9 protein-coding genes are annotated in these 11,572 nt (G+C 67.8%); all 9 read left to right on the plus strand.

Annotated elements, in window-relative coordinates; translation table 11 throughout:
- Positions 1 to 68: 68 nt before the first annotated feature.
- Entirely contained in the window at positions 69 to 1,604 is a 1,536-nt protein-coding gene (locus F4X11_01760; protein MYN63747.1) for a hypothetical protein, read from the plus strand.
- Between the two features lie 117 nt (positions 1,605 to 1,721).
- Positions 1,722 to 2,147, plus strand: a complete 426-nt coding sequence (locus F4X11_01765) for a heme-binding protein (protein ID MYN63748.1) — start codon at positions 1,722 to 1,724, stop codon at positions 2,145 to 2,147.
- 179 nt (positions 2,148 to 2,326) lie between these two features.
- The gene (locus F4X11_01770) at positions 2,327 to 2,542 is read left to right on the plus strand and encodes a hypothetical protein (protein MYN63749.1); all 216 of its coding nucleotides are present in this window, start codon (positions 2,327 to 2,329) and stop codon (positions 2,540 to 2,542) included.
- A 357-nt stretch (positions 2,543 to 2,899) separates the two neighbouring features.
- Positions 2,900 to 3,661, plus strand: coding sequence for a serine/threonine-protein phosphatase (locus tag F4X11_01775; protein ID MYN63750.1), 762 nt, complete (start codon positions 2,900 to 2,902; stop codon positions 3,659 to 3,661).
- Positions 3,658 to 6,318, plus strand: coding sequence for a protein kinase (locus F4X11_01780; protein MYN63751.1), 2,661 nt, complete (start codon positions 3,658 to 3,660; stop codon positions 6,316 to 6,318). The genes F4X11_01775 and F4X11_01780 overlap by 4 nt, the downstream gene beginning before the upstream one ends.
- Positions 6,239 to 7,792, plus strand: a complete 1,554-nt coding sequence (locus F4X11_01785; GenBank protein ID MYN63752.1) for a tetratricopeptide repeat protein — start codon at positions 6,239 to 6,241, stop codon at positions 7,790 to 7,792. Before F4X11_01780 ends, F4X11_01785 begins: the two co-directional genes overlap by 80 nt.
- Positions 7,758 to 9,881 (plus strand): PEGA domain-containing protein, encoded by a 2,124-nt coding sequence (locus F4X11_01790; protein MYN63753.1) that lies wholly within the window; start codon positions 7,758 to 7,760, stop codon positions 9,879 to 9,881. Before F4X11_01785 ends, F4X11_01790 begins: the two co-directional genes overlap by 35 nt.
- Before the next feature lie 30 nt (positions 9,882 to 9,911).
- Complete coding sequence (locus F4X11_01795; protein ID MYN63754.1) at positions 9,912 to 10,295, plus strand: hypothetical protein; 384 nt, start codon at positions 9,912 to 9,914, stop codon at positions 10,293 to 10,295.
- Between the two features lie 13 nt (positions 10,296 to 10,308).
- A partial coding sequence (locus F4X11_01800) for a PEGA domain-containing protein (protein MYN63755.1) occupies positions 10,309 to 11,572 on the plus strand: 1,264 nt, incomplete at its 3' end.

An 11,572-nucleotide genomic window follows, 5' to 3' on the forward strand; every position in this document is an offset into this window, starting at 1 on the left:
GGGATGGGCCGAAAGCCGAGCCAGCGAGGCGTTTCGGGGCGCCAGTAGCTTGGCGGGGGAAGTCGAACATGCGGGGCAGCGGCGCGAGCCGAATCGCGGTTGGGGCGTGTCTCGGACTCCTGGGTCTCTGGCCGGTCGCGCCGGTGCTCGGGCAGCAGGCGGATCTGCGCTTGGTCGACGCCGTTCGGAGCGGCGATCACGGCACGGCGCGGGCGCTGCTGCTGGAATCGGTCGATGTGAACGTCCGGCAGCCGGACGGGGCGACGGCGCTGCACTGGGCGGCCTACCTGAACGATCTCGAGACGGCCGAGCTGCTGCTGGCGGCCGGCGCCGTGCCGGACGCGTCGAACGAGTTGGGCGTGACGCCGCTCTACCTGGCGTGCGAGAACGGGAACGCGGCGGTGGCGCGGGTTCTGCTTGCGGGCGGCGCCACGCCGCACGCCGTGCTGCCGAGCGGCGAGACCACCCTGATGACGGCCGCGCGCGCCGGCAGCGTCGGCGCGGTGCGTGCGTTGCTGGCGCACGGCGCCGATGCGCGGGCGCGGGAAACGACCGAGGAGCAGACGGCTCTCATGTGGGCCGCGTCGCAGCGTCATTCCGGGGTGGTCGCGGCCTTGCTGGACGCGGGAGCGAACGTCCACGCGCGTTCTCGCGTCCGTCCCGTGGTGACGGCGCACTCTGCTCGTACGAGCAGCGAGGGCGCCGTGGTGGTGGTCGAAGAGGGCGGCTTCACGGCGCTGTTGTTCGCGGCACGGAGTGGAGATCGGGCCTCCGTCGAGCTGCTGCTCGATGCGGGTGCGGACCCCAACGACGTCGCCCCGGCTGGGACCAGCGCACTCGTCGTGGCGGCCCACAGCGGCCACGGCGAGCTGGCCGCGCTGCTGCTCGACGCCGGCGCCGACCCGAACGCCGACGGGGCCGGCTACAACGCTCTGCACGCGGCGATCCTGCGCGGCGACGAGACGCTGGTGGAGACGCTTCTGGCCTTCGGCGCGGATCCGGACGCGCGTCTGGTTCGCGGCACACGCTACGCGCGGCAGGGCAAGCTCTTCGCGCTGGACATGGCCTGGACCGGCGCGTCGCCTTTCTTTCTCGCGGCCAAGTTCGGACGGGGCGACATCATGCGCCGACTGGCCGAGAGCGGGGCGGATCCGCATGCCGGCCTGGATGGCGGCGTAACGCCGCTGATGGCCGCTGCCGGCATGCTCACCCGCGGGTTCGGCCGGGCCGGCAAGGACCGCCTGGGACGCGAGATGGACTCGGCGGAGATGGAGGTCGCCCTCACGCAGGATCCCGATCTCCGCGGCGTCATGGCCAGCGGCATCGACGCGGTGAAGGTAGCGGTCGAATCGGGCGCCGACGTAAACGCCGCAAGCGCTACCGGCGACACCGCCTTGCACATGGCCGCTTTTCACGGCTTCAAGACCGTGGTGCGCTACCTCGTGAGCCGGGGCGCCAGGATGGAGGCGACCAACCTCCGCGGGGAGACGCCGCTGGATCGGGCGCTCGCCGCGCGGGCCCCGGCGCGGCTGACCCGCAGCCTGACCGACTACAGCGATACCAGCACGGCCGATCTGCTGCGGGCCCTGGCCGCGGTCGAGTAGCGGCCGCTATCCAACTTGGCGCCCGCACCCTCGATAGGCGACAGCAGTCGCTGCCCGTACCCCCCCCTCGCGGGGCCGGCGCGATGCTATGCTCGCACCCGGAGGAGGACAGGCGCAATGAAGACGGTACAGAAGCTGACGCTCGACGACGCGCGCGTCATCATGGCCGGCGCGGAGGCCAAGGCTCGCGAGATCGGCGTCGACATGGATATCGCGATCACGGACGACAACGGCAGCCTGTTGATGTTCCAGCGGATGGACAACGGGCGGATAACCAGCATCGACGTGGCGATCAGCAAGGCGTTCACGGCCGCGGCGGCGCGGCGCGCGACGCGCGCCTACGGTGAGGTGAGCGGACCAGGCGGTCCCGCCTTCGGCATCCACGTGAGCAACCAGGGACGGTTCATGATCGTGGCGGGCGGTCTGCCGCTGTTCGTCGACGAGCAGATCGTCGGCGGGGTCGGCTGCAGCTCCGGCACGCCCGATCAGGACGAGGTCGTGGCGCAGGCGGGCATCGACGCGTTCCTCGCGAGCCTCGGCTGAGGAGCGCGGCGCGCGCGAAAACGGGAGGGCACCTGGGAAACGGCAGGGGCGGCGGCATCCTGGCGTGCGCGGCGCTGTGCGCGGTCGTCGCGGGCTGCGGACAGCAGGACTCGCACGTCGAGTCGCCGCCGTCGTTCGACGAGCAGGGCGTCGTCAACGAGACGTGGCGCATCCTCAAGATGGCGACCGCGCATGACGTCATCACGCTCGAGGTGGAGATGACGGATCTGGAGGCGGCGCCCGACGTCGCACGCGAGCTGATGGCGCCGCTCGAGAGCCGCTATGCGGAAGCGCTCATCTACGTGTACGCGGCTGGAGAGGGTGAGGGAGGTCACGTACCGGCGATGCGGTTCCAGTGGACCGCGGACGGCGGACTCGTCGCGATGGAGTACTAGGAGCCAGGAGGCATCCACGGAGAGACGCATGCAGTCGGCACCGCATCCCCCGGAGAGGCAGTGGTTGCCGGAGTGTTGCGCGGCGAGGCCGGCGCGATGCTATGCTCGCAATCGGGGAAGCCAAGACAGTTCACCAGCATCGACGTGGGTGATCGGCAAGGCGTTCAGGGGGCGCCTGGACACTGGCGGCCGGGGCGGCTTCAGGGGCGCGCGGGTATTGCGCGCCGTCGTGGCGGGCTGTGAGGAGGCGGAATCTCACATAGAGCAGTGAGTCTGTTGGTTGCCGTCGCGTGTGGCGTGCCGGCTCGTTCGGGCGTAGCGGGCGGGCACTCGGTGTGCGGCGTTGGCGAGAATGCGATGATCGATGCGTGTGGAGTGACACATCCCGGTCGGGTCCGCGCCGTCAACGAGGACACGTTCCTGGTCGACCACGAGCTGCAGGTGTTCGTCGTGGCGGACGGCATGGGTGGGCACAATGCAGGAGACGTGGCGTCGAGAATCGCGGTTGAGACGGTCCGGGCGTTCGTGGCCCGAAGTCGAGATCAGGCAGAGTGTACGTGGCCCTACGGCATCGACGGAAATCTGTCGCTGGACGCGAATCGCCTGCGGACCGCGTTGCGGGTGGCCAATCGAAGGGTATTCAAGGCTGCGGACGATCGTGACGACTACGCGGGGATGGGCACGACGATCGTTGCGGCTCTCGTGGGAGAGAACCACGTCTGTTACGGCGGGGTGGGCGACAGTCGAATGTACGCCTACAGCGGCGGTGCTCTTTCACAGGTCACGCAAGACGACTCGTGGGTGGCGACGATACTCGCGGCGGATCCTGCAATGACGAAAGAAGAAATGGCGTCGCATCCGATGCGGCACATGTTGACGAAGGTGCTCGGCGCGACGGCGACGATCGACCTCGACGTTTCCGAGCGGCGATTGCAGGACGGCGACCGGTTTCTGCTCTGCAGCGACGGGTTGCACAACGCGCTGGACGACACGGCACTGGATGCGGTCCTTTCGACCGCTTCCTCCGCCAACGATGGGGTAGACCGTCTCCTGCAGACCGCACTCGATGGGCCGGCCGCCGACAACGTGACGGCGATTGTCGTGCATTATTCGACATGACCGAGCTTGACGACGATACTGCGCGAGTTCCTGCCGAGCCGAACAAGCCGAGCGGGCCGGAGCGGATCGGGCGTTACACCCTGCTCGATCGCATCGGCAAGGGCGGCATGGGCGTAGTGTACCGGGCCCGTGACACACAGTTGGACCGGGTCGTGGCACTGAAGATGATCGTGACCGAGCTGGCGGACGAGGAAGAGACGCGACAGCGTTTCGTCCGCGAGGCGCGCGCCGCGGCCGATCTGAACCACCCGAACATCATCAAGATCTACGATTTTGGCGAGGAAGCCGGGCGCGCGTACATCGTCATGGAGCTTCTTGCGGGACGCAGTCTCTCGGAAGTGCTGGAGGATGGCAAGGCCATACCCTTCGAGAGCGCGATGGTGCTCATGCGCGGGCTGGCGGCAGGGCTCGCTTTTGCGCACTCCCGCGCCATCGTGCACCGTGACCTGAAGCCGGGAAACCTCTTCCTTCCCGACAACGGTCCGGTAAAGATCCTCGATTTCGGCCTGGCCCGCATCGCCAGTTCGAAGCTCACGCGCAGTGGGCTCATCTTCGGCACCCCCGATTACATGTCGCCGGAGCAGGTCCGCGGCAAGGTCGTCGACCACCGGTCCGACATCTTCTCGTTCGGCGCGGTGTGCTACCACCTGATCGCCGGTCGGAAGCCGTTCGCGGCCGGTTCGCTGCCGCTGGTCATGCGCAAGGTCCTCGAAGAGAATCCGGAGCCGCTCACCGATGTCCCTTCGATGGTCGCCCGAGTCGTTGCCAAGGCGCTGCAGAAGGATCCGGCGGCCCGCTACCAGACCTTCGACCAATTGCGGGGCGATCTCGACCGCGTCGGCGAGACGGAGGAGCGGCAGGCTACCGTCCTGATTCCGCGTGGCCCGGCGCGGACCACGTTCCCACGGATCGGCCGCTACGAGATTGTCGAGCAGATCGGCCGCGGCGGCATGGGGGTCGTCTACCGCGCGCACGATCCGGTGCTCGACCGGGACGTAGCCATCAAGAGCATTCTGGGCGACTTCTCGCCCGAGTCGGGTGCCGCCGAGCAGTTCGAGCGCGAAGCGCGGGCCGCGGCGCGTCTGCAGCACGCCAACATCATCACGATCTACGAACTGGGAATGTCGGAGGGATCGCCGTACATCGTGATGGAATTCCTGGCTGGCGCGGATCTCGAAGCGGTGATGCGCGGACCGCGGCGCCCTTCGCTCGCAACGCGGCTCGACCTGGTCATGCAACTGTGCGCGGGTCTCTCGTTCGCACATCGGCAGGGCATTGTGCACCGCGACATAAAGCCAAGCAACGTACGCGTTCTCGGGGACGGCAGCGTCAAGCTGATCGACTTCGGAATCGCCAAGATCTCACGGTCGGCACCGACGTTCGGCGATCTGGCCGGCAGCGTGGCGTGCATGTCCCCGGAGCAACTGGACGGGGCCAGCGTCGACACGCGGAGCGACGTCTTTGCCGTGGGTGTGTTGATGTACGAGCTGTTCGGCGGGCGTCCGCCGTTTGCCGGAGACACGCCGACGGCGATCGCGTATGAGGTGTTGAATCACGATCCGCCGGCGGTGACGACGATCAACAACGAAGTGCCCAAGGCACTATCCGACGTAGTCGCCCGTGCGCTGGAGAAGCGACCCGACCAACGCTACGAGGATGGGGCCGCCCTCGCGGATGCGTTGGCGATGGCGCTGCCCGATGCGTTGCGGCCGGTCCTCGACACTCCGCGCGACGCGTTGCTGAACGATCTCGACCTCATCAGGTCGCCTGCCACCGGATCGGATCGCCCTGCGGACGTGGAGGTTTCCGTGCGCCGTTCGGGCGAGACCCTGCCGCCAGCCGCAGGTCAGAGGCGCCGCGGTCGCGCCGCCGCCGTCGCCGCGGCGGTGTTGGCCTTGTCGACCCTTGCCGGCGGCGCAGGCGTTTGGGGTTATCTGATCCTCAGCGATTTGCCCGACGTCCGGCGGCTGCCGCCACCGCCAGTCATCGGTCCCACTCCGGTGTTGGCGCTGACGGTGGAATCCGATCCGCCCGGGGCCCGCATCCTGATCGCCGGGGGCGACTACCTCGGCATCGACGACGAGCCCATCGAGGTAAGCACCCCCGCGACGCTACCGTTTCGCGAGGCATTCCCGAACAGCGTGCAGTTGAGTCGTCCGGGATATGATCCACTCGAAGTGGTCGTGCCTGAAGGCGACGGTCCGACCCGCGTCGTGAGGGCCGTGCTCGATGAACGTCCGCTCGGAACACTCGCCGTGTCCGGGCCGTATGCATTCGAGGTCTGGAGCGGCAACCGCCGGATGAGCGCTGCGGCGACCGATCACGTGCTTCGTTTCCGTAGCGGGGCGACGACGCTTCGTCTCCGCAACCGCGAACTGTTCCTCGATCAGCGGTTCGATGTGCAGATCGCGGCGAACCAGCGGGCGCGGCTGCGCGCCCCGCCTCTCGGTCGACTGACCGTGTACTCCAGACCGGGAAATTGTGAGATTCTGATCGACGGGCAGGTGGTGGGGTTTTCGCCGGTGCGAACCCGTCGGGTCGCGGCCGGGCGCCACGTCGTCGCGCGGAGATGTCCCAATGCTGAGCAGAATGCATCCGAGAGGCGAACGATCTCGGCCGGGTCCGAGGAGACAGTCAGGTTCGGCCCGCTGTCGTAGCGACGACAGACGGCGGCGCCTCGTCGCCTGGGTCGTCGCCTGCGCTTGCGGCACCGTCGGCTGGCCCGCGGCTGCTCAGGCCCAGAGCGAGGTGCTGGCCGCGCGCCGCTTCGAGAGCGGCGTGGCCTTTGCGCGCGACGGCAGTCACGACCAGGCGTTGATAGATTTCACCGCCGTCGTCGACCTGTATCCGGACAGCGCGGTAGCCGACAATGCGCTGCTCGAGATCTCGCGTCACTACCTCGACGTGCTTCGCGACGGTCCACGCGCAAGGGCCGCGGCGGAGCGGATAGTCAACAACTCGAGCTACTCACAGGGTGACGCCGCGCTCGGCGCGTACATCGTCCTCGGGCGGACGATGATGATGACAGCCCGGAGCGAGACCGAGCGGATGGACGCGCTCGCCAACTTTCAGCGGGGGTTGCGCCTACATCCGGACAGCAATGCGGTTCCGGAGGGGATGTACTACGTTGCGGCGGCGTACGAGCGGCTCAACCAGCCCGACGCCGCATTCGAAGCCTATCAGCAGGTAGTGACTGCGTACCCGCAGAACGCTTGGGCCATTCGGGCACGTATTGGCGCCGGCACCATGCGCGCGTTTCAGGAAGATCCCATCGGGGCGATGGAGGAATTCCAACGCGTTCGTCAGGAGTTCCCCGAATGGCCGGAAGCGGCCGAGGCGCTGGCCAGAACGACGATTCTCTTCAGGCTGCATATCCGTCCGGCGGGTGCGACCTACAGTGTGTCGCGCGCCGGGCCAGCCCGGCGCATCGACAGGCGGGTCATCGCATTGGCGACCGACACCGCGGGCAACGTCGTCTTTGCGACCGACCGCGGAGTGTCCTCCTTGGCGGGAGGCGTGCGACTGCCACGGGTAGACAGACCGAGAGGGCTCGCCGTGGACCGCGCCGGCAACGTCGCCGTCATCGCCCGCGGCCGGCTCGCGGGAGAGACCGGCCCCGCACTCGTGGCGGCCGTTCCCGATGACGGAGAGCTGCGACCGCTTACCGAAATCGATGCGGCCGTCGAGTTGTCAAGCGGCGAGTGGCTGGTTGCGGACCGCGATCAAAACGCCGTGCTGCGCTTCCGTGACTCCACCTACATGAATCGCTACGCGACGGTAAGGGCCCGGCGACTGGCGGTCGATTCGGAGGACCGCGTCGTGATGCTCGACGACGATGAACGGATTTCGGTGTATGCCGACGGGCGAGAGATCGCCCAGATTCCGACGCGGAGCGGAGCCTACAGGATTGACAACCCCGTCGACGTGGCGTTCGACGCCCTGGGGCATCTCTACCTGCTCGACCGGGAGGGGGTCTACGTGTTCGGTCGTGACTTCCGCCTCCTGACGATGTTTACGCGCGATTCCTCCGCCGCGGTGCCCTTCGACCGCGCGACGGCGCTGACGGTCGATGCGTACGGGCGCCTGTTCGTAGCGGATGATCGCGATGACCGGATATACGTGCTGCAATAGGGAGGAATGGATGTCTGGTCGTCTCCTGGCGGGCGGCATGTTCGCCGCGCTCCTGCTGGTCAGCGGCTCGGCCCCGGCGCAGCCGGCGGGCGATGCCGAGTTGGCCGAAGCCGAGCGACTGTTCGACGCGTTCCAGTTCGAGGCCGCGATCTCGGTGCTGGATCCGCTGATCGATCGCTTCGACGACCCCGGCGCCGACCGGACCGAGCTACTCGCCCGAAGCTACGAGTTGCGTGGGCGCGCGGCCTTCAATCTCGGGCGGGCGCAGACCGCGCGCTCGGACTTTATCCGCTTGTTGGAGAGCGATGCGTCGGTACGCCTCCCCGCGGATGCATCCCCGCGCCTGATCGAGTTCTTCGATGCCGTTCGGGCAGAGACCGTCGGCACGCTGTTCGTCACGATGGACCCGCCCGGACGTCTGGTCGTCGACGGGCGCGAGATCCTTCTGGACGCCCTGAATACGGTCGTGGACGTGGTCGCCGGGTCGCACACCATTCTCGCAACATTGCCTGGTCATCGTGAACAGCGCCAGGACGTAGTCATCGTGGCCGGCCAGGGATACAGCCTCGACATCCGGCTCGAGCGCGTCTACGGCTCCCTGACGGTCGCGACGGATCCACCAGGCGCGCGCGTGAGCGTGGATGGCCAATACGCGGGAGAAACAGCACCAGGAATTGGGCCTTCCGGTCCTTCCGTGCCTATCCTGGTCACCGACTTGATGTCTGGACAACATCAACTGCGGCTCGAACGACCCTGTTCGGCCCCGCAGTCTGTACCGTTCAACATTCCAGACCCTCCGGTGGACGCCGACATCGGGGTCATACAGCTCGAACCGGCGATCGCCACGGCGATAATCGAGTCTCCGGTGGACGGGGCGATGGTCTACGTTGACGGAGTCCTCCGCGGCCGCGCCCCCACCCGGTTCGACGACATCTGCGCCGGAGAGCGGGAGATCGAGGTCAGAACCCAGCGGCGGCGATTCGTGGACCGTCGCGACTGGCGGGCGGGAGACATGATGACCCTGCGCGCCGACTTTCGATGGGCCTTCATGCTCCTGCCTGACGGACCCGCGTCTGGACGCGACAACCAGGTGCTCTCGCGAGTCGAGGCGGCCCTCCAGGATTCGCAACGCGTTCTACTTCTGAGCCCGACACCGGGCGAATTGCAGGCCATCGCCGCTACGGGCGGCCTGATGTCGGTAGTGACGAACGAGTTCCGCAGCGTCGCCGAACGGCGCGCCGCGGGAGAGCGTCTGGCGGATGCGCTCAATGTGCAAGGCGTGGCCTGGGTGACGCAGGTCGAGGGCGGCGCACCCGATACATGGTCGCTGTCGGTACTGGCGCGCGGCAGCGGGGTTACGGACACTCTACGGGTGAGCCTGGGGGACCTCGGTTCGCGGGCGGCAGCGATCCGGTTGTTGAGCGCTGAGGCGCCGATTATCGTACGCCCGTCGCTCGGCGTGTCCCTGGTCGACGTGGCCGACGTCGAAGGCGCAGCGGTCGTCCGTGTGCCCACAGGAAGCGCGGGTCAGATTGCCGGCCTCACCGTGGGTGACGTGGTCGCGGCCGTCAATGGAATTCCGGTGACCTCGACGGGCGAACTGGGTCGGGCGCTCGCGGCGCGCGGTGTGGGCGCCGAGCTGAGTCTGAGCGTGCGTCGAACGGCGCGAAGTCGCACGGTTACCGCTCGTGTCTCCGAGACGCCGGACGTCGTCCCGCTGGACGATGCGAGCCGTCTGTCCAATCTGCTGCTGCCGGACATGGAAGACGCGGTCGCCGTATCCGCGACGGCGCTCGGGCAGTCGGCCGCACGCCTGAATCTCGCCGCGACTCACATCCGTCTGCAGAATTGGGACCGCGCCCTGCGTGAGCTCAATCAGGCAGTATTGCCGGACGGTCCCGGCGTCTCCGCCGGGACGGTGTCGTACCTCACCGCGCTGTGCCTCCTGGAAATCAGCCAGTTGTCCGCCGCCGAAGCGGCCCTGCGACGCGCCGTGGCCGCGGAGGAGAGCGTGCTCTTCGTCGGCGGGCCCCGCGTATCCGCGCTCGCTCAGGAGCGACTGCGAGAGCTCTTCGGGCAGCGCCGGTGAGCTCCCGATGTCCGCGCGGAGCCGCCGCGGATGCCGGGGAAGCTGACCGACGATCTGCAGTGGGTGAGCGTTCACCGATCCAGCATCGATCCGCGCGTCAGCGACACCGCAGCTTGGGCGCTGGCGTGTGAAACCGCAATCGGCGCCCCCGCCGCGGCCGAAGCGGTCGACCTCCTCATCGAGGGCTCCGTCGGTTGCTCGACCGCGGCCGGCGGACGTGGCGACCTGACGGCGTCCGAGATCCTCGGCCTGGAGGGAGCCCTTCAAGGAGTGCCCTCCACGCGGCGGACCTGGGCGCACGAACCATCCCAGCAGTTCTACGGCATGTACGCGTTCGACGAGCTCATACCGGTACAGCACTTAGACGAGAGAACCGCCAAATTGGGAGAAACGTTGGTGGTCATCGATCCGTGACCGGATCGAACGGATGGATCCAGACGGGCGGGCGGCGGGTTGCTTCAGAATCGACATTCGCCGTAGCATGGGTGCCGGATTTCACGGCGAGCAAGGGGGACCTAGGGTGCCTGCAGTCAGCGTTCGACAAATCGCCGTTCTCGTGTACCTGTTGCTCGCTGCCCCCTCTTTGGCTCTCGGTGTCGCATCGCAGCAGGAACAGGACACCCAGCCGAGCTTGCAACGAGCCATCGAGCTCATAGAAGACGGCGACTTCGCGGCGGCCGCTTCCATCCTCGAGACGATAACGGCCGGCCCGGCCGACCGGGAGAACGTGTCGTCCGAGCCGCGCGACATGGTCCTGGCGTACCTCTATCTGGGCATCGCACGCATGTATCTCTCCGGCGAGAACGACGCCGTTGCCGGCGAGGACGACGCGCGCGAGGCCTTCCAGGACGCGCAGCGGCTGGATCCCACGTTTCAGCCGGAAGAGGTGCCGAGACGTGTCATGGACGTGTGGGAAGAAGTGCGTGACCTCGGCGCCGTCGTCGTGGTCACCGTGCCAGAGGGCGCGGCGGTGTATGTGGACGGGGAGATGAGAGGGAATTCACCCGTAGACCTAGCCATGCTCCCGCCGGGCGAGTACCGCATCACGGTGACCACGGACGGGTACGTCGACGGCAGTCGCGTGGTGGCGGTCGCTCCGGGCAGCGACGAGACTCTCCGTTTCGAGTTGACGCCGACGCGGGCGCAACCGGCAGCGGGCCAGGATGCCACGGTGGCCGAAGCAGAGGCGGCGGAGGCGGGAGTGCAGGTGGAAACACCGGTTGACAGGGGCCGTGACGGCCGTGGCACGGCTGGTGACGCGGGCGCCGTGGCTACGGCCGACGGCGGGTTGGGGACGGGCGCGCTGGTCGGTATCCTCGGCGGGGCGGGCGCGGCGGCGGGTGTCGGGTTGGCGGTCGCCGGCGACGACTCCACCCCGCCCGTCCCGGAGCCGATCATACCCACGGGGCCTGATGGCCGAGCCGTTCTCATCGAGTTCTACAACGCCACGAACGGTGCGAACTGGACCAACAGTGCGAACTGGAACAGCAGCGAACCTCTCGGCGCCTGGCACGGTGTGGCCACGGACGGCAACGGTCGCGTGAGACGATTGGATCTCTTTGGCAACCAGTTGACGGGTTCGATACCGTCCTCCCTGGGCAGCCTCACCAATCTGGAGTACTTGCATCTCGGCGGCAACCAGTTGACGGGTTCGATACCGTCCTCCCTGGGCAGCCTCACCAATCTGGAGT

The organism is Acidobacteriota bacterium, assembly GCA_009861545.1.
GTDB lineage: Bacteria > Acidobacteriota > Vicinamibacteria > Vicinamibacterales > UBA8438 > WTFV01.